The organism is Nocardiopsis dassonvillei subsp. dassonvillei DSM 43111 (genome assembly GCF_000092985.1).
Taxonomy (GTDB): domain Bacteria; phylum Actinomycetota; class Actinomycetes; order Streptosporangiales; family Streptosporangiaceae; genus Nocardiopsis; species Nocardiopsis dassonvillei.
The window spans coordinates 3,329,793-3,347,968 of the sequence record NC_014210.1; the positions used below are offsets into that span (position 1 = coordinate 3,329,793).

At 72.8% G+C, this 18,176-nt stretch carries 14 protein-coding genes; 4 read left to right on the forward strand and 10 right to left on the reverse strand.

The features are described 5' to 3' along the window. Positions 1-24 precede the first annotated feature (24 nt). The gene (locus tag NDAS_RS13760) at positions 25-849 is read left to right on the forward strand and encodes a 4'-phosphopantetheinyl transferase family protein (RefSeq protein WP_013153808.1); all 825 of its coding nucleotides are present in this window, start codon (positions 25-27) and stop codon (positions 847-849) included. Between the two features lie 136 nt (positions 850-985). Here NDAS_RS13760 and NDAS_RS13765 read toward each other — a convergent pair whose 3' ends face one another. Further along, positions 986-2,143 (reverse strand): acyl-CoA dehydrogenase family protein, encoded by a 1,158-nt coding sequence (locus NDAS_RS13765; protein ID WP_013153809.1) that lies wholly within the window; start codon positions 2,141-2,143, stop codon positions 986-988. 220 nt (positions 2,144-2,363) lie between these two features. On the opposite strand from NDAS_RS13765, the gene NDAS_RS13770 reads away from it, so the two are divergent. Both NDAS_RS13770 and NDAS_RS13775 read left to right on the forward strand, forming a co-directional pair. Then, positions 2,364-3,356 (forward strand): LysR family transcriptional regulator, encoded by a 993-nt coding sequence (locus NDAS_RS13770; protein ID WP_013153810.1) that lies wholly within the window; start codon positions 2,364-2,366, stop codon positions 3,354-3,356. Between the two features lie 214 nt (positions 3,357-3,570). Further along, the gene (locus NDAS_RS13775; protein ID WP_013153811.1) at positions 3,571-4,881 is read left to right on the forward strand and encodes an ABC transporter substrate-binding protein; all 1,311 of its coding nucleotides are present in this window, start codon (positions 3,571-3,573) and stop codon (positions 4,879-4,881) included. 223 nt (positions 4,882-5,104) lie between these two features. Here NDAS_RS13775 and NDAS_RS13780 read toward each other — a convergent pair whose 3' ends face one another. From NDAS_RS13780 to NDAS_RS13800, 5 genes are all read right to left on the reverse strand, one after another. Next, positions 5,105-5,761: a TVP38/TMEM64 family protein gene (locus NDAS_RS13780; RefSeq protein ID WP_013153812.1), complete on the reverse strand. Its 657-nt coding sequence runs from the start codon at positions 5,759-5,761 to the stop codon at positions 5,105-5,107. Between the two features lie 198 nt (positions 5,762-5,959). Continuing rightward, positions 5,960-7,387 carry a sensor histidine kinase gene (locus NDAS_RS13785; protein WP_013153813.1) on the reverse strand — a complete coding sequence of 476 codons (1,428 nt, stop codon included), beginning with the start codon at positions 7,385-7,387 and terminating at the stop codon, positions 5,960-5,962. A 102-nt stretch (positions 7,388-7,489) separates the two neighbouring features. Then, positions 7,490-8,257 carry a TIGR03943 family putative permease subunit gene (locus tag NDAS_RS13790; protein ID WP_013153814.1) on the reverse strand — a complete coding sequence of 256 codons (768 nt, stop codon included), beginning with the start codon at positions 8,255-8,257 and terminating at the stop codon, positions 7,490-7,492. After that, positions 8,254-9,360 carry a permease gene (locus NDAS_RS13795; protein ID WP_013153815.1) on the reverse strand — a complete coding sequence of 369 codons (1,107 nt, stop codon included), beginning with the start codon at positions 9,358-9,360 and terminating at the stop codon, positions 8,254-8,256. The genes NDAS_RS13790 and NDAS_RS13795 overlap by 4 nt, the downstream gene beginning before the upstream one ends. Positions 9,361-9,775: 415 nt before the next feature. Beyond that, on the reverse strand, positions 9,776-11,407 hold the full coding sequence (locus tag NDAS_RS13800; RefSeq protein ID WP_013153816.1) for an alanine/glycine:cation symporter family protein: 1,632 nt from the start codon (positions 11,405-11,407) through the stop codon (positions 9,776-9,778). A 192-nt stretch (positions 11,408-11,599) separates the two neighbouring features. On the opposite strand from NDAS_RS13800, the gene NDAS_RS13805 reads away from it, so the two are divergent. Next, the gene (locus tag NDAS_RS13805) at positions 11,600-12,913 is read left to right on the forward strand and encodes an MFS transporter (RefSeq protein ID WP_013153817.1); all 1,314 of its coding nucleotides are present in this window, start codon (positions 11,600-11,602) and stop codon (positions 12,911-12,913) included. A 95-nt stretch (positions 12,914-13,008) separates the two neighbouring features. Here the strand turns inward: NDAS_RS13805 and NDAS_RS13810 are convergent, their stop codons facing one another. The 4 genes from NDAS_RS13810 to NDAS_RS13825 all read right to left on the reverse strand — a co-directional run bounded on the left by NDAS_RS13810 (position 13,009) and on the right by NDAS_RS13825 (position 17,991). Further along, a complete protein-coding gene (locus tag NDAS_RS13810; protein WP_041552768.1) occupies positions 13,009-14,628 on the reverse strand; it encodes a DEAD/DEAH box helicase in 1,620 nt (539 codons plus the stop codon). A 425-nt stretch (positions 14,629-15,053) separates the two neighbouring features. Then, entirely contained in the window at positions 15,054-15,893 is an 840-nt protein-coding gene (locus NDAS_RS13815; protein ID WP_013153819.1) for an enoyl-CoA hydratase/isomerase family protein, read from the reverse strand. A gap of 83 nt (positions 15,894-15,976) precedes the next feature. Next, positions 15,977-16,183 (reverse strand): helix-turn-helix domain-containing protein, encoded by a 207-nt coding sequence (locus NDAS_RS13820; RefSeq protein WP_013153820.1) that lies wholly within the window; start codon positions 16,181-16,183, stop codon positions 15,977-15,979. A gap of 209 nt (positions 16,184-16,392) precedes the next feature. Then, the gene (locus tag NDAS_RS13825; RefSeq protein ID WP_013153821.1) at positions 16,393-17,991 is read right to left on the reverse strand and encodes an ABC-F family ATP-binding cassette domain-containing protein; all 1,599 of its coding nucleotides are present in this window, start codon (positions 17,989-17,991) and stop codon (positions 16,393-16,395) included. Positions 17,992-18,176: the final 185 nt, after the last annotated feature.

The following is an 18,176-nucleotide window of genomic DNA, read 5'->3' on the forward strand; positions in this document are numbered from 1 at the left end:
GAACGCGGGGGAGATCGGGACACAATGGGGGGCATGAAGCTCGATCCGGCACCCCTGTCCATCGAGGTGTGGTGGGTACGCACCTCAGCCGCCGACGACCGCCTGCTGCGCCTGTTGGACGAGGAGGAACGGTCGCGCAACGCCCGCTTCCGGCTCCAGGCCGACCGCGACCGGCACCTGCTGGGCCGGGCGGTGTCCCGGCTGCTGCTGGCCGAGCGGGCCGACTGCCCGCCCGAGAAGGTGACCTTCGCTTTGCGCTGCCGTTCCTGTGAGGAGAAGGAGCGGGCGGGCGCCAGCCGGGGCGAGGACTCCGCGCAGGGCCCGCACGGCAAGCCCCACCCCTCCGGCCCCGCCGAGGGGTGGGAGCTCTCCGTCAGCCACTCGGGTGAGTGGGTGGTGCTGGCCCTGGCCCGCGAGGTGCCCGTGGGCGTGGACGTGGAACGCGTGTCCCCGGCCCGCGACCTGGAGGGCCTGGCGGGCTACACGCTGGGCGAACCCGAGCAGCGGGCCTGGGAGCGCCTCTCCCCCGCCGACCGGGTCGGCGCCTTCTTCCGCTACTGGGCCCGCAAGGAGGCGCTGCTGAAGGCGACCGGCCTGGGCCTGTCCGGCGGGATGCGGCGTGTGCTGGTGAGCCCGGCGGACGCCGCCCCCTCCCTGCTGTCCTGGGAGGGCGGCGGGGCGCCGGGGGCGGTGGCGCTGGCGGACCTGGACGTCGGGGCGGTCCCGGACCGGGGCGGGGAGGAGTACCGCTCCGCCCTGGCGGTGCTGACCGACCGGCCGCTGGAGCTGGAGCCGCGCACCCACGAGGAGACCGTCCGGCTGCTGCGCTCCCGGCCGGGCGGAGGCTGAGCCCCCGAGGGGCGGCAGGGCCCCTCGGGGAGGGCCGTGTTCCCCGGGGAGAGCGGGCCCTCCCGGGGCGGACCGCCCTCCGGCCCCGCGTTCTCGCGGGCCTGGCGGCGGCGCGGGCCCTCCCCGGGGGAGGTGGTCAGGCTCCCTCCCTGGCCAGGTGGCGGCTGATGACCATGCGCTGCACCTGGTTGGTGCCCTCCACGATCTGGAGCACCTTGGCCTCGCGCATGTAGCGCTCGACGGGGAAGTCGCGGGTGTAGCCGTAGCCGCCGAAGACCTGCACGGCGTCGGTGGTGACCCTCATGGCGGTGTCGGTGGCCAGGAGCTTGGCCATCGCGGCCTGCTTGCCGAAGGGGAGCCCGGCGTCGCGCAGGCGCGCGGCCGACAGGTAGAGCTCGCGGGAGGCCGCGACCTGGGTGGCCATGTCGGCGAGCATGAAGCCCACGCCCTGGAAGTCGCCGATGGCGGTGCCGAACTGGTGGCGTTCGCGGGAGTAGTCCACGGCGGCGTCGAGGGCGGCCTGGGCGAGGCCGACCGCGCAGGCGGCGATGCCCAGGCGTCCGGAGTCCAGGGCGGACAGGGCTATGCCGAAGCCCCTGTCCCGCTCGCCCACCAGGGCGTCGGCGCCGAGGCGGACGTCGTCGAGGAGGACCCCGGCGGTGATCGAGGAGTTCATGCCCATCTTGCGCTCGGGGGCCGCCGATCCCAGGCCGGGGGTGTCCGCGGGGACGTGGAAGCAGCTGATGCCGCGGGCGCCGGAGTCCGGGGCGCCGGTGCGGGCGAAGAGCGTGTAGTAGTCGGCCTGGCCGCCGTGGGTGATCCAGGCCTTGGCGCCGTTGACGCGGTAGCCGTCCCCGTCGGCCTCGGCCCGGGTGGTCAGGGCGGAGGCGTCCGAGCCCGAGGCGGCCTCGGACAGGCAGTAGGCGCCCAGGAGTCCGCCGCCGAGCATGCCGGGCAGGTGGGCCTCCCTCTGCGCGTCGGAGCCGAAGGTGGCGAGGGGGTAGCAGGACAGGGTGTGGACGCTCACGCCCAGGCCGACCGCGAGCCAGCCCCGTGCCAGCTCCTCCACCACCTGGAGGTAGACCTCGTAGGGCTGGTCCCCGCCGCCGTACCGGCCGGGGTAGGGCAGGCCGAGCAGCCCGGCGCCGCCGAGCACGCGGAAGACCTCGCGCGGGAACAGGCCGCCCTCCTCGTCCCCGGCGGCCCGCGGGGTCAGCTCCTTGTCCACGATCTCCCGGGTCAGTTCCAGGAGTTGCTCCGCCTCGGGGGTGTGCAGAGTACGTGCGACCGTCATGAACCTCTCCCGCGCCTGTCCGACATGTGGACACCTAGTAGGACGTCCAACTATATGGTGACGTACGGCACCCCCGCTCCACAAGCCGACGGGGCCGGGCGCTCCGGTCCCTTGGACGCCGCACCGCTCCGGCGGCCGTCGCGTTAGACGGGGCGGCCCGCCGCGCCCGCGACGACAGCACGTCTGTACACGAGCCCCCTCCTCGTCCTAGATTCCACGCATGGACCTCGAACTCCGCCACCTGCGCACCATCTGCCTCCTGGCCGACACCGGCAGTGTGACCAAGGCGGCCGCCGCGCTCTCCACCTCACAGCCCGCGCTGACCACCCAACTCCAGCGGATCGAGCGCGAGGTCGGCGGACCGCTGTTCCACCGCGGGCGTTCGGGGGTCCGCCCCACCGAGCTGGGCGAGTTCGTGCTGGTGCGCGCACGCTCGGTCCTGCTGTCCATGGACGACCTGCTGCACGACATCACCGCGCGCGGGGCCTCCCCCACCACCCTGCGCGTGGGCGGGGTCGGACCGCTGACGCTGGAGCTGTCGGCCCGCATACCCGAGGTCTTCCCGAACGTGCCGGTCCACGTGCGCACGGAGTACTCGCCCAAGCTGGTCACCGACCTGGTGCGCGCGGGCCGCCTGGACCTGGGGACCACGATCGACTACGTGGACCGCGACCTGTCCACCGACGGCCCCCTGTCCTGGGCGATGCTCTCGGTGGAGCCGCTGCACGTGGCGCTGTGGGCCGACCACCCCCAGGCGAAGCGGCCGCTGGTCAGGCTGGGCGACCTGGCGGGGACGCCGTGGGCGCTGACCCCGCCGGACGGCACCGGCTGGCCCGAGTGCTTCTACCTGGCCTGCCAGCGGGCCGGGTTCACCCCCGATGTGCCCTACCGGCTCTACGACCGCTCCGAGATCCGCGACCTCATCGCCGACCGCCGGGCGGTCGCGCCGTGCCAGCCGGACTTCGACACCGGGCCGGACGTGGTGGTACGCCCCCTGGAGGGCGAGCCCATACAGCTGCGCCACCTGCTGGTCTGGCGGCGCGACAGTCCGATCCAGCAGGCCTCCGACACGATCGCGCGGCTGGCCCGCGAGATCCTGGGCGGCCCGTCCCGCACACCGGACCCCCCGGCCCCGGGCGACGCCGCGTCCGCTCTCGACCGGGCGCCGGGCGAGCGGCGCAACGGACGCGCGCCGGGGGCGCTCAACGGCTGAGCCGACCGCACTCCACCCCCTCCCACCTGGACACACGTCACATAGCGACCGGTCGGTTTGCGAGGTGGGGCGGCACGCGTAGAGTGTTTACTCGCAAGTAACGTACTCGTGAGTAGACATACCCCCGCCGTCCGCTCCACAGACACGTACCTCTCCCCCCACGGGCCCCGCCCCGCCCGTTCCGCGAAGGCACGACCGAGTCCAGGACACCATCATGCGACCACTGAGCATCCTCTCCTCGACGCTGGCCGTCACGGTTCTCCTCACCTCCTGCTCCAGCGGCACGGACGGCTCCGACCGGGCCGTCACCCCCGGGGTGACGGCCGACGCCGTCGTCATCGGCACGCACCAACCGCTCACCGGAGCGGCCTCCCCGGGTTTCCGCCACGTCTCCACCGGCGCCCGCGCCGTGTTCGACTACATCAACGACAACGGCGGCATCCACGGCCGCCGGATCGAGTACCAGGTCCAGGACGACGCGTTCGACCCCGCGCAGACCCAGGAGGCCACCCGCAGCCTCATCGACGACCAGGAGATCTTCGCCATGCTCGGCGGCCTGGGCACCCCCACCCACGAGGCCGTGATCGAGGAGCTCAACGAGGCGGGCGTCCCCGACCTGTTCGTCTCCTCCGGCGCCCTGGCCTGGGACCAGCCCGAGGTCTACCCCCACAGCTACGGCTTCCAGGTCGACTACACCCGGGAGGCCAAGATCCAGGGCCAGTACATCGCCGAGAACTTCCCCGGCGACAGGGTCGGCCTGCTCTACCAGAACGACGACGTGGGCCCCTCCTCTCACGCGGGGATCGAGCAGTACCTCACCGAGGAGATCGTGGCCTGGGAGTCCTACGACCCCGGCGTCCCCGAGCTCGCCGGACAGGTCGAGGAGCTCAAGCGGTCGGGCGCCGAGGTCGCCGTCTGCCACTGCATCCCCGCCTTCCTGGCCCTGGCCGTCCTGGAGGCCACCGCGATCGGCTACACCCCGCAGTGGGTGGCGCCCAGCTTCGGCGGCGACGTGGCGGTGGCCACCGGCCTCATCGAGGAGTACGCGCAGGGCACGGCGGCCGAGAACGTCCCGCCCGAGGCCTTCCTGGACGGTCTGATCATCACCGCGTTCCTGCCGATGGCCGCCCAGCGCGAGGACCCGTGGACCGAGTTCTTCCTGGAGATCCACGAGAGGTACAACGAGGGCACGCCCTTCACCGACACCACCGTCTACGGCATGGTGCAGGCGGTCCTGTTCGCCCAGGTGCTCATGGAGGCCGGCCCCGACCTGACCCGGGAGAGCCTGCTCGGCACCCTCAACTCCCACGAGTGGACGGGGCCCGGCCTGGTGCCGTTCAACGCCACAGAGGACGACCACAGCGGCTACGCCGGGGTGATGGTGGTGCAGCACCACGCCGGCGAGGAGCCCGAGATCCTCCAGGAGCCCATGGTCACCGACAGCGACGGCGGGGAGGTCCTGCCCTTCGAGCTGGACCGGCCCTCGCCCGACGAGGTGTCCCTCTTCGGGGGGGCCGGCGGCTAGGTTCCGTTCTCTGGTCCGTGATCCAGCCAGAGCAGGGCGCTGACCAGTACGGCCCCGGGCCCGGGGAGGCGTGGCGAGCTCGTCCGAACGCGTAGCGACGCCCCGGCAGTGCTTGAGCGGGCCGATGCAGCGTTCGACCGGGTTGCGGCGCTTGTGGGCCTGCCGGACGAAGGTGGGCGGGCGTGCGCGACCGCCGCGGGGACGCGCGGGTTCGGGACGGGCCTCAGGACCGCGTCCGCCGACGGCGCGAGCGCGCCCACCAGACCGCGCCGATCGCCACCGCGAGCACCGCCCCGCCCACGGCCACCGGCAGGCCCAGGTCCGTGCCGCCGACGCCGACCAGCACCAGCGCCGCCGTGCTGGGCACCCCGCCCAGGAGCGTGCCCAGCACGAAGGGCCACATCCGCATCCGGGTCAGTCCGAAGCCGTAGTTGACCACCTGGTAGGGGATGACCGGAACCAGGCGCAGCTGGAGCACCGCCATGAGGGCGCGTCCGCCCGCCAGGGTCTCCAACCGGGTGCGGGCCCCCTCGGGCAGCCGCCGGGCCACCGCGTCGCCCGCCACGTGGCGGGCGACCCAGAACTGGGCCAGGGCGGCGCACACCCCGCCCGCCACGGCCAGGACCAGGCCCAGGGACATTCCGAAGAGCAGCCCTGCGGCGGCGTTGAGGGCGGGCCTGGGCAGGAAGGCGAACACTCCCAGCAGGTACACGCTCAGGTAGGCCAGCGGAGCGGCCGCTCCGGCGTCCTCCACCCAGGCCTGGAGGGTCTCCAGGTCGGGGCCCCACAACAGCGCCGACACCAGCAGCGCCACCCAGAGCAGCAGCAGGGCGAGCCGCGACACGTCCGCGGCTCGCACGCCGCGCGTGTCCTCACCCATGGCCACAGCGTACGCCCGGCGCCGGACTCCCACGGAACCGGCGGATACACGCCGTTCGGCGCAGGCGGCGCGAACGGTGCGTTCAGTGTTGTTCGGGACGCTCCGAACACCCGTGCCGCCCGGAGCGGACGGTACGGTCCGCGCTGTCCGGAACAGCCGGGATGACCGCGGTGCCCAGGACGAAGGAGATGGCCTGCGTTACCCGGGACGGTCGTGGTGCCCGTGGTGCCCGTGCTGTTCGGGGTCCTCGGAGGCCTCGGGGAGGCGCAGAACGAACGCGGCTCCGCCGAGCAGCTCGCTGTGGCCGGCCAGCAGACTGCCGCCGTGGGCCCGGGCGATCTCGCGGGAGATGGCCAACCCCAGACCGCTGCCACCGGGATCGCGCTCCCGCGACTCGCTCAACCGCGCGAAGCGCTCGAAGATCCGCTCCCGCTCCCCGGGTGGAATCCCCGACCCGTCGTCGTGCACCTCCACCACCGCGAAACCGTCCTCCCGCCCGACGATGACGTCGACGCGGGATACGGCGTGCCGGTCGGCGTTGGCGATCAGGTTCGTCAGGACCCGCACGAGGCGCAGGCGGTTGGCGACGACGTGGACCGGCCCGGAGGAGTGCAGCCGCAGTTCGGGAATACGGCGCTCGAACGGGAACTCCTCCGCGACCAGCGCGGACAGGTCCAGCCTTTCCTGGACGGGCGCGGTACCGGCGTCCAGACGGGCGAGTTCGAGCAGGTCGGTGACGATGTTCTCCAACCGCTCGGTGTCCGAGAGCAGACCGGTGAGCAGCCGTTCACGCGCGCGGGCGTCGGGATCGGGGTCGGAGAGCTCCACCTCCAGCTTGGTCCGCATCCCGGCGATGGGGTTGCGCAGCTCGTGGGAGGCGTCCGAGACGAACCGCCGCTGCCGGGCCATCCCCTCCTCCATCCGTTCCAGGCTGTGGTTGGCGGTACGGGCCAGGTGGGCGATCTCGTCGTCGCTGTTGGGCACCGGGAGCCTGCGGTGCAGGTCACTGACGGAGAGGGTGTCGAGCTGGGCCCTGATCTCCTCCACCGGGCGCAGCGCCCGGCCGACCCCGTGCCAGATGACGAACCCGGTGGTGGCGAGCAGGACGCAGGACATCACCACCAGCGCGTCCTCCAGCACGTGGGTGGCCACGAGCTGGGGCGTGCCCACGGCCGCCAGCACGACGACGTCGCCGTAGGCCGTGTCGTCGACGGCGTAGCCCGACACCAACAGGCAGGTCCGGGGGTCGACGCCCGCGACCGGCCCGCAGACCGTGGTGTCCACCCGCGGGTCGGAGGCGGTGGGGCGCTCGGCGGTCAGCTGCGGCTGGCCCTCCATGGCGTCGCTGGAGGCGAGCACCGCACCGGAGTCGCGCGCGACGACCTGGATCCGCAGGACGGACTCCCCGTCGGGGATCAGCTCCGGATAGCGCTGGACCGCGATGTGGTCCGCGACGTCGCGGGCCTCCTCCGCCGCCAGGTCGCGGACCTGCTCCACGATCGCCTCACGGACGAGGAAGATGGTCAGGGCCAGGCCCAGTCCGGTGACCACGGCCAGTGCCGTGACCGCGCCGAACGTGACCCGGGCCCGAATCGACCGGGGACGTATCCGCTCCCACACCCTCATGGGCCCGTCATCCCAACCTGGCACCGACCCATTGTCACCCAGGGGGCCGGACATCCGTCGAAGCGACGGCGGTGTGGCGGCGGTTGGCGAACGGACCGGCGGTTACTGCTCGTAGGGGGAGGGCGGGTTGCTGACCTCCTCCATCTCCAGGACCTCGAACTCGTGCTGGCTGACGTCGGCGATGTCGCCCTCGGGCTCGACCCAGGTGCCGCGCACCGTCCACCAGCTGTCGGTCTCCGGCGGGGGCTCGTTGGAGATGTGCACCTTGTTGACGATGGCGTCGGCCGCGCAGCAGGACATCTGGAGGCGGGCCAGGAACCAGCCCTCCCCCTCGGGGTCGGGCACCGCGAAACCGGTCAGCTCGACCTCGCGCCCGGCCAGCTCGCGCTCCTCGTCCACCCAGGCGCGCATCACGAACTGGCGGATGTCCATCGCGACGACCTCGCCCGGTCCGGCCTCGGCCAGGCCGTCGTCGAAGCGGCCGGGGCGCGCCTGCTCGGGCGGCGGGGCGGAGGCGGCGGCGGTGGACTCCACGGTGTAGGCGCCCAGCGCGGGCGGGGCGACGACGAAGACCGCGACCACCGGCAGCAGGAGCAGCCAGGCCACTCTGGGCGCGCGGGAGTGGTCGTGCCCGTGGCCGTCGGCGGAGTGGTCGGAGCGCTCCTCGGGGGCGGTCGCGGCCGCCCTCTCACCGCGCAGCTCGGCCACGATGATGAGCACGCCGAGCACGGCCATGACCACGCCCGCGGCGATGAGGAAGGGGCCGAAGCCCGCCTTGACCCAGTTGAGGTAGAGGTCGGTGGCCACCGTGCTGGTCAGCGCGGCGGCGCCGAGCAGGACGAGGGTGAGCCCCTGGGCGATGCGGTTCACAGGAAGAGGCCTCCGATCAGGAAGGTGCTGAGCAGCCCGACCAGCAGGCACATCGGCGCGAAGCGCACCACGAAGCGCCAGCCGAACACACCCGCCTGCATCGCGATGAGCTTGAGGTCGACCATCGGGCCGATCACCATGAACGCGAGCTTGGCGGTGGGCGAGAACTCGGTGAGGCTGACCGCGACGAACGCGTCGGCCTCGGAGCAGATGGACAGCAGGATGGCGAGCAGGGCGAGCACGAGGACCGAGACGACCGGGAGCCCGGCCACCGTCACCAGCCACTCGCGCGGGACCAGGACGTTGAGGGAGGCCGCGGCCAGGCCGCCGACCACGAGGTAGCCGCCCGCGTGCATCATGTCGTGCAGCATGGACTCGCGGAAGACGGTCCACCGGGATTCGCCGGGGGCGTGCGTGCGCGCGGGCAGGCGCAGCCAGTCGGTGCGGCCGAAGCGCACCCAGATCCATCCGATGACCACGGCGGCCAGCAGCGAGGCGACGAACCGGGCGAGCACCATCTCGGGCTGCCCGGCGAAGGCCACCGCGGTGGCGATCATCACGATCGGGTTGATCGCGGGCGCGGCCAGCAGGAAGGTCAGCGCGGCGGCGGGCGCGACCCCGCCCTTGATCAGGCTTCCGGCGATGGGGACCGAGGCGCACTCGCACCCGGGCAGCAGGGCGCCGGAGGCCCCGGCCACCGGCACCGCCCGCGCGGGGCTGGAGGGGATGAGGCGCTGGTAGACCGAGGTCGGGACGAACGCGGTGAGCGCCGCCGACAGCGCGACGCCGAAGACCAGGAAGGGCAGCGCCTGGAAGCTGATCGCGGTGAAGATGGTGGCCCAGGCCAGGAAGGCGTCGCTGGTCAGCCGGTCGGTGACCCAGGCGTGCCCCATCGCCATGGCGGTGATGAACAGGGCGAACAGCCAGACCGTGCCGGTCCTGCGCTGGCCGCCCCTGCGCCCCCAGTCCTCGGGGGGCAGTTCGTCGCCGCGGTCGTTCCACCCCCCGGCGAGGGTGTCGCCGAGCGAGGCGGAGGCGTTGGGCGGGGCGGAGCCGGGCGCGGCGGGGTCGGGTGCGGCGGCGGGCGTCGTCCGGTCGGACACGGTGGTACTCCGCGGTGGTCGGGTGGGAACTCCACGCATCGTACCGAAAATCGTTTTCGCCCGTCAGCGTCCCACTCCGGCCTGTGGACGACCGGACCCCGGGTTCAAGCAAGGTAGCCCTCCCCGGCGGGAACAGCGGTCTTCCGCTCTCCCCCACACCCACCTACCGCACCAGTCCCGCGGGCACCATCGCGGCGAGCGCCCGCGGCCGGTCCCCGGACCTGCGGGCCGCCACCAGCAGGAGCACGACGCCCACCAGGGCACAGACGCGGACCGCAGGCCGCCGACCCCCGGGGCAGCAGGGCCGTCACGGGGAGGGCGAGCGCGCCCGGGACGGGCCCGGCCACGGCGGCCAGGAGGAACACCGGAGGAGGGAAGGGGAGCCGGTGGAGGGGGTGTTTACGGCACACCCCGGTCATCGCTCGGTGTCGGACCCCCGGTCCCCCTCCTCGGGGCCGTCGTCACCGTCGGAGCGGTCCGCGTCAGCGGCCTCGTCCACGGCCGTCGCGCCGTGCGACTCCGCCTCCCCCGGGTCGGACCGCTCGCCGTCCCGCCCCCGCTCCTCCGCGACCGCGCCCGGGTCCGGGGGCGCCTCGCCCTCCCCGCGGGGGACGTCCTCGGGCTGGGGCCCGGAGGCCGGGCCCCAGCACTCCACGTTGCGCAGGCCGGGCATCTTGGCGAGCGTGAACTGGGGGTCCAGGCCGTTGCGCAGCTGGCGGCTGTAGTCGGCCAGCAGCCGGAAGGCGATCCCCGACAGCGGCGCCAGGGCCAGCAGGTTCACGGTGGCCATCACGCCCATGGAGATGTCGGCCAGGCTCCACACCAGGGTCAGGGGCGCCACGGAGCCGAGGAAGACAGCCGCCAGGACCGCGTAGCGGAAGTAGGTCATGTGCTGGGGGCTGCTGTCCAGGAACTGGAGGTTGGTCTCCCCGTAGTAGTAGTTGCCCAGCACGGAGGTGAAGGCCAGCAGGAAGAGGATGATCGTGAGCGCGTGGACCGACCACCCGCCCAGGCTGGCCTCCAGCGCGCCCTGCGTGACCTGGATGCCCCGGTCGTCGCCGTACTCGGGGCCGCTGACCAGCACGATGAAGGCCGTCACCGAGCACACCAGCCAGGTGTCGAAGTACACGCCCAGCGTCTGCACGAGCCCCTGCTTGGCCGGGTGGGAGACCGAGGCGGTGGCTCCGGCGTTGGGGGCCGACCCCAGACCCGCCTCGTTGGAGAACATGCCGCGCCGCATGCCCTGGACGATGGCCGTGCCCACTCCCCCGGCGACGAACTCGCGCGCGCCGAACGCCGACGCGAAGATGTCGCCGACGACCCGGGGCAGCTCCCCTATGTTGAGGGCGACCACCCACAGGCCGATGAGGATGTACAGGACGGCCATGAGCGGGACCAGCGCCTGGGCGGCGTGCGCGATGCGCCTGACCCCGCCGAAGATCACCAGCGCGGTCAGGCCCGCCAGCACCAGCCCGATCACGGCCGACAGCGGCAGGCCGGGTGTCCCGCCGAGGGCGCCCACGGAGGTGGACACGGCGGCGGCGATGCTGTTGGCCTGCACCGTGTTGAACACCAGGCTGAAGGTCACGGTGATGATCACCGCGAACAGCACGCCCATCCACCGCCTGCCCAGCCCCTTCTCCATGTAGTAGGCCGGACCGCCCCGGAAGCCGGTGCTGGTGCGCACCTTGTACAGCTGGGCGAGGGTGGACTCCACGAACGCCGCGGCGCCCAGCACCGCGGCCATCGTCCACATCCAGAACACCGCGCCCGGCCCGCCCAGGATGATCGCGGTGGACACGCCGACGATGTTGCCCGTCCCCACCCGTGAGGCGGCCGAGATGGAGAAGGCCTGGAAGGAGGAGATCTCCCGTCGGCCGTCGGGCGCCACCCCCGGGGCGCTGCCCAGGACGCGGAACATCTCCGGCAGCAGGCGCAGCTGCACGACCCCCGAGCGCACCGTGAAGTAGACGGCCAGGACGATCAGGAGCGGGATGAGGAAGTAGCTCCAGAAGAAGTCGTTGACGGCGACGACTGCGTTGTTCACGCGCTCCCCTTCAAGCGGTCCGGTCTCCGGCAAGTGTCCACGTCACCGGAGGTGGGAGCCCGTGCGGACACGCGAAGGGGCGGTAAAGGACCGTAACGGGTCAACAACCCGCCGCGGGCACATGATCGGGCACCGGCCTGTGGTGGGGGCGCCCATGGTCAGCCGTGCCCGCGCTCCCTACGGTTGCCGGACATGAGACAGAAAGCCTCCTTCGGGCGGGTGGTCACCGCCAGCCTCATCGGCACGACGATCGAGTGGTACGACTTCTTCCTCTACGGGTCGGCCGCCGCGCTCGTGTTCAACCACGTCTTCTTCCCCGAGTCCGACCCGCTGGTGGGCACCATGCTGGCGTTCACCACCTACGCGGTGGGGTTCGTCGCGCGTCCGCTGGGCGGCCTGGTCTTCGGTCACTTCGGCGACAGGATCGGCCGCAAACAGCTGCTGGTCATCAGCCTGCTGCTGATGGGCGGATCGACGTTCGCGATCGGCCTGCTGCCGACCTACGCGGTGATCGGTGTGGCCGCTCCGCTGCTGCTGACGCTGCTGCGGGTGGTCCAGGGCTTCGCCCTGGGCGGCGAGTGGGGCGGCGCGGTGCTGCTCGTCGCCGAGCACGGCGAGCCGCGGCACCGGGGGTTCTGGGCGTCCTGGCCGCAGGCGGGCGCTCCGGGCGGCAACCTGCTGGCCACCGCCGTGCTGGCGGTGCTCGCCGTGGTGATGAGCGACGCGGCCTTCCTCTCCTGGGGCTGGCGCGTGCCGTTCCTGCTCTCGGGCGTGCTGGTGCTCATCGGCCTGTGGGTGCGCCTGGCGGTCAGCGAGTCGCGGGTCTTCCGCGACGCGCACGAGCGGGCGGCGGCCTCGGCCCGGCCCGAGCGCGCCCCGATCCTGGGCGTGCTGCGCGACCACTGGCGCGAGGCCCTGGTGGCCATGGGCGTGCGCATGGCCGAGAACGTGTCGTACTACGTCGTCACCGCGTTCATCCTGGTCTACGCGACGCAGGAGGCGGGGATGCCCAACGGCCAGGTGCTCAACGCGGTGCTCGTCGCCTCGGCGGTGCACCTGGTGACCATCCCCGCCTGGGGAGCCCTCTCGGACCGGATCGGCCGCAGGCCGGTGACCGCGCTGGGGGCCGCGGGGGCGGGGCTGTGGGTGTTCGCCTTCTTCCCGCTCGTGGACGCGGGGACCTTCTGGTCGGTGACCCTGGCCGTGACGGTCGGCCTGGTCCTGCACGGGGCCATGTACGGCCCGCAGGCGGCCTTCTTCTCCGAGCTGTTCAGCACCCGCGTGCGCTACTCGGGAGCGTCGGTGGGCTACCAGCTGGCGTCGATCGTGGCGGGCGGGCTGGCCCCGCTGGTCGCGACGGCCCTGCTGGCCTCGTTCGGCAGCAGCGTGCCGGTCTCGCTGTACGTGGCCGCCATGGCCGCGGTCACCCTGGTCGCCGTCGCGGCCGCCCGCGAGACCAGGGGCCGCGACCTGCGGGAGGTGGCAGTGTCCGAGAGAAGTGGGTGACCCCGGTAAAAGGGCCCGGGCCCGGCAGGTGCCACCTGCCGGGCCCGGGTCTGTATCGCACCGGTACCGCTCCGAGTACGGGAGCGGTGACGGGATCAGTACTGCGGAGCGGAGTCGAAGCGCTCCTCGCGGCGCGGGCCGCGACGGTCGCCGCGGTAGCCGCCGCGGTTGTCGCCGCCGCCACGGTAACCGCCACCGCCGCCACGGCGCTCGCCGCCGCGGTAGCCGCCCTCACCGCGCGGAGCGAAGTCACGACGCTCACCACCGGGACGGTCGCCCCGGTAACCGCCGCCGCCTTCGGCCCCGCGGCGCTCGCCGCCGCGGTAGCCGCCCTCACCGCGCGGAGCGAAGTCACGACGCTCACCACCGGGACGGTCGCCCCGGTAGCCGCCGCCACCACCGCGACGGTCACCGCCACGGTAGCCGCCGCCACCACCCCGGTAGCCGCCACCGCCACCACGGGGGCCGCCCCGACGGGGGCCGCCGCGGCCGCGGCGCTCGCGCACGGGCTCCGGCGGCTCGATCCACGGCTCCCAGGAGGGCTCCTTGGCTCCGGTCACCTCGCTGAGCAGCTCGTCGCCCGGGTTGACCAGGTGCTGCTTGGCCTCGACACCGGCGTCGCTGAGCAGGCGGCGGGCCATGCGGCGCTGGTTGGGCGCCACCAGGGAGACCACCAGGCCGGAGGCACCCGCGCGGGCGGTGCGGCCGCCGCGGTGCAGGTAGTCCTTGTGGCCGGTGGGCAGGTCGACGTTGACCACCATGTCGATGCCGTCGACGTGGATGCCGCGGGCGGCGACGTCGGTGGCGACCAGGGCCTGGATGCGGCCCTCACGGAACTTGGCCAGGGTGCGGGTGCGCACGCTCTGGGTCTTGCCGCCGTGCAGGGAGGCGCAGGGGACACCGGCCTGGGCCAGCTGCTCGCTGATGGTGTCGGCGCGGTACTTGCTGCGCACGAACAGGATCGTGCGGCCCTCGCGCGCGGCGATCTGGGTGACGATCGTGTTCTTGTCGCGGGGCAGCACCTTGAGCAGGTGGTGCTCCATCTTGGCGACCTGCGAGACCGGCGGGTCCACGGAGTGGGTGCGCGGCTCGTTCATGTACTTGCGGACCAGCTTGTCGACGTCGCCGTCGAGCGTGGCCGAGAACAGCAGGGTCTGGCCGTCGGGGCGGACCTGGTCCAGGAGCTCGCTGACCTGCGGCATGAAGCCCATGTCGCACATCTGGTCGGCCTCGTCCAGCACCGAGACCTCCACGTCGCCCAGGTCGCAGGCGCCCTGGTCGATCAGGTCGGACAGACGGCCCGGAGTGGCGACCAGGACCTCGACGCCGCGGCGCAGCTCGTTGATCTGGCGGGTGTAGGAGCTGCCGCCGACGACGTCGCCCACGCGCACGCCCACGATGCGGGCGTAGGTGCGCAGGGCGTCGCGGACCTGGTGGGCCAGCTCGCGGGTGGGCACCAGGATCAGGGCCCGGGGCCGGTTGGCGGCGGCGCGGCGCTCGGCGGCGCGCATCAGGACCGGCAGGCCGAAGGCCAGGGTCTTGCCCGATCCGGTGCGGCCGCAGCCGAGGACGTCGCGGCCCTCGATGGCGTCGGGAATGGTGGCGGCCTGGATCGGGAACGGGGTGGTCACACCGTTCCTGGCCAGCTCCTCGACGATGTCCTGGGGCAGTCCCAGGCTGTCGAAGGCAGGCGTTACGGCAGTGTCCGTCGTCAAGTGACGTGTACCTTCCTCATCGTTTGGCGGCGTTTCGAGGAAGGCTTCACACGGCCATGACCGACCCAGCGAAGAAATCACACAAACGCGCCTGATCACACGCGGAAGCGGGCCCCATCATGTGCGTGGGGCTCCTGAGCTCGTGAGATCCTCACTGGCGTGGGGGGACGAGCGACTCTTCGGGTCAAGAGTGGCGCCGACCGGGTCGGCACGCTCTCCGCGTCTTGCGCGGCCTCGGCGCGCTCGGATGCGCGCGGCATGTCACGACCGCTCGTAGAAGAGTACTAGAGATCCTCCCACGACGGGGACCGGGTGGGGGTTTTCGACCGGTGACAAGGGTCTCCCCCTCCCGTCCACATCTTCGCGCGACCGCCGGGTACGCGGCGTCGCCCCTGGTCCGGGGCAGGAGGACGGGAGGCGGAGCGCTAGCGGGATCCGTCGACCGAGGCCCGGGCCAGGGCGGCCAGCCGGGCGGCCTGCGCCGCGCGCTCGGCCTCGGCCTGCCGCTGGAGGGTGTTGCCCGCGGCCTGCTGGAGCAGGGCCTTGGTGGCGGTGGCGGCCGCGCGGTCGGTGGCGAGCAGGGCGGCCACGACGTCGTCCACCGCGGCGGAGAGTTCGTCCGCGGGGACCACGAGCTCGGCCAGGCCGAGGTCACGCGCCTCCTGGGCGCCCACGCGGCGGGCGGTCAGGCAGATCTCGATCGCGCGGTTGACGCCGACGATGTCGACCAGGGGCTTGGTGCCGGTGAGGTCGGGGACCAGCCCCAGGGCGGGCTCCTTCATGCACAGCTGGGCGTCGTCGGCCAGGATGCGCAGGTCGCAGGACAGGGCCAGCTGGAAGCCCGCGCCGATGGCGTGGCCGCGCACGGCGGCGACGGTGACCAGGTCGGGGCGGCGCAGCCAGAGGAAGCCCTCCTGCAGGCCGGCGATGTAGTCCCGCACCTCGGCGTCGGAGGCGGTGCCGTCGGCCAGGCCCGCGACCATGGAGCGCTCGCCGTCGACGCCCTCGGGGCTGAACATGCCGAGGTCGATCCCGGCGGAGAAGATGTCGCCGTCCCCGTCGATGACGACGATTCGGACGTCCTCGGGGAGGGTCTGGCCGATGCGGGCCAGCGTGGTCCAGGTGCGCCCGGTCATCGCGTTGCGGCGGTCGGGGCGGCTGATGGTGACGTGGGCGACCGGCCCCCGCACCACCAGCCTGAGCCTGGCCCGGGAGAGCTCCTCCTCGGTGGGCGCCGGTCCGGACCCGTTCGTCGCCTGTGCCATGGGTTCCTCCGTCGTGTTCGGGGTCACCCCCGGATATTACCCATCGGTAACACAGGGCGGCCAGCGGGCCGGGCCGCGACGCCTCACGCCTTGCGCGTGGGGCCTCCGCGACCGCGCAGTTCCACCCCGGCCTCACTCAGGAGCCGGTGGACGAAACCGTAGGACCGTCCGGTGGCCGCCGCCAGCATGCGGATGCTCTCCCCCGCGTCGTAGCGGCTCTTGAGCTGGGCGGCGAGCGCGGAACGGTCCTCCCCCGCCAGCCGTGGGCGCTTGATCGGCGCGTCGTTCACTCACTCACTCCTCAGAGTCGTCGGATCACCCGTCGTGGGACACCCTCATGATCCGGTATCGGGCCCGCGGACCGCCACACCACGCGGACGCCCCGCCGAGAACGCCGTTTTCGGCACGGGGCGAACACTGACCGAAAAGAGGGGAGGTGAACCTCCCGGGCCCGCCGGGCGTCCACCTCCCCCACACCCCGCGTCCGCCGCGGGCGGCGTCAGGCCAGCGCGATGAGGTCCTCGAACTCGGCGTTCCACACGTCCTCGACGCCGTCGGGCAGGAGGATGACCCGCTCGGGCTGGAGTGCCTCGACCGCGCCCTCGTCGTGGGTGACGAGCACGATCGCGCCCTTGTAGTTGCGCAGCGCCGCCAGGATCTCCTCGCGGCTGGCCGGGTCGAGGTTGTTGGTGGGCTCGTCCAGCAGCAGCACGTTGGCGCTGGAGACCACCAGCGTGGCCAGCGCCAGCCGGGTCTTCTCACCGCCGGAGAGCACGCCCGCGGGCTTGTCCACGTCGTCGCCGGTGAACAGGAACGAGCCCAGCGTGCGCCGCGCCTCGACCTCCGGCAGGTCCGGGGCCGCGCTCATCATGTTCTCCAGCACGGACCGGTCCACGTCCAGGGTCTCGTGCTCCTGGGCGTAGTAGCCGAGCTTGAGCCCGTGACCGGGCACGACCCGGCCCGTGTCGGGTGTCTCGACACCGCCGAGCAGGCGCAGCAGGGTGGTCTTGCCCGCGCCGTTGAGGCCCAGGATCACCACGCGGCTGCCCCGGTCGATGGCCAGGTCCACCCCGGCGAAGATCTCCAGGGACCCGTAGGACTTGGACAGGCCCTCGGCCATGAGCGGCGTGCGGCCGCTGGGCGCCGGGTCGGGGAAGCGCAGCTTGGCCACCTTGTCGGACTTGCGCACGCCCTGCACGCCGTCCAGGAGGCGGTCGGCCCGGTTGAGCATCTGCTGCGCGGCGCGCGCCTTGGACGCCTTGGCCCGGAAGCGGTCGGCCTGCTTGCGCAGGGTGTCGGCCTGCTTCTCGGCGTTGGCCAGCTCGCGCCTGCGGCGGCGCTCGTCGGCCTCGCGCTGCTCCAGGTACAGCTTCCAGCCCATGTTGTAGACGTCGATGACGCTGCGGTTGGCGTCGAGGTAGAACACCTTGTTCACCACGTGCTCGACCAGTTCCACGTCGTGGCTGATCACGATGAGCCCGCCCTGGTGGGACTTGAGGAAGTCGCGCAGCCAGGCGATGGAGTCGGCGTCCAGGTGGTTGGTGGGCTCGTCCAGGAGCAGGGTGTCGGCCCCGCTGAACAGGATGCGCGCCAGCTCGATCCGGCGGCGCTGACCGCCCGAGAGCGTGTGCAGCGGCTGGCCGAGCACCTTGTCCGGCAGACCCAGGCTGGAGGAGATGGCGGCGGCCTCGGACTCGGCGGAGTAGCCGCCCAGCACGTGCAGCCGCTCCTCCCAGCGCGAGTAGGCGCGCACGCCCTTGTTACGGGTCTTGGTGTCGGTGCTGGCCATCTTCTTCTCGGCCTCGCGCATCCCGCGCAGGGCCTCGTCGATGCCGCGCGCCGACAGGATCCGGTCCCTGGCGATCACGTCCAGGTCGCCGGTGCGCGGGTCCTGGGGCAGGTAGCCGATGCTGCCGGAGGAGGTGACCGTGCCGCCGGTGGGCAGGCCCTCGCCCGCCAGCACCTTGGTCATGGTGGTCTTGCCCGCACCGTTGCGGCCGACCAGTCCGATCCGGTCCCCGGCGGCGACGCGGAAGGTGGTCGGCTCCAACAGGAGTCGAGGACCGACGCGCAGTTCGAGGTCGGTGGCGATCAGCATGGTGGGGCTTCCTACGGGGTGGTGGGACGTTCGGGTGCGACCGGTGTGGCTGGTCGGGGCGGCCGGGCACGCGTGTGCGCCGCGGGGAGACATGATCTCCCTCGCGCGGCGGCGGGAGGGGCGGCTCGGGGCCTACCGACCCAGACTAACGGCACCGGCAGGGGGCGGCGCGAGGATGTGACCGG

Coding starts and splice junctions, on each gene's coding strand:
- NDAS_RS13760 (WP_013153808.1), top strand. CDS start 25: ATGGGGGGCATGAAGCTCGATCCGGCACCCCTGTCCATCGAGGTGTGG.
- NDAS_RS13765 (WP_013153809.1), bottom strand. CDS start 2,143: ATGACGGTCGCACGTACTCTGCACACCCCCGAGGCGGAGCAACTCCTG.
- NDAS_RS13770 (WP_013153810.1), top strand. CDS start 2,364: ATGGACCTCGAACTCCGCCACCTGCGCACCATCTGCCTCCTGGCCGAC.
- NDAS_RS13775 (WP_013153811.1), top strand. CDS start 3,571: ATGCGACCACTGAGCATCCTCTCCTCGACGCTGGCCGTCACGGTTCTC.
- NDAS_RS13780 (WP_013153812.1), bottom strand. CDS start 5,761: ATGGGTGAGGACACGCGCGGCGTGCGAGCCGCGGACGTGTCGCGGCTC.
- NDAS_RS13785 (WP_013153813.1), bottom strand. CDS start 7,387: ATGAGGGTGTGGGAGCGGATACGTCCCCGGTCGATTCGGGCCCGGGTC.
- NDAS_RS13805 (WP_013153817.1), top strand. CDS start 11,600: ATGAGACAGAAAGCCTCCTTCGGGCGGGTGGTCACCGCCAGCCTCATC.
- NDAS_RS13815 (WP_013153819.1), bottom strand. CDS start 15,893: ATGGCACAGGCGACGAACGGGTCCGGACCGGCGCCCACCGAGGAGGAG.
- NDAS_RS13825 (WP_013153821.1), bottom strand. CDS start 17,991: ATGCTGATCGCCACCGACCTCGAACTGCGCGTCGGTCCTCGACTCCTG.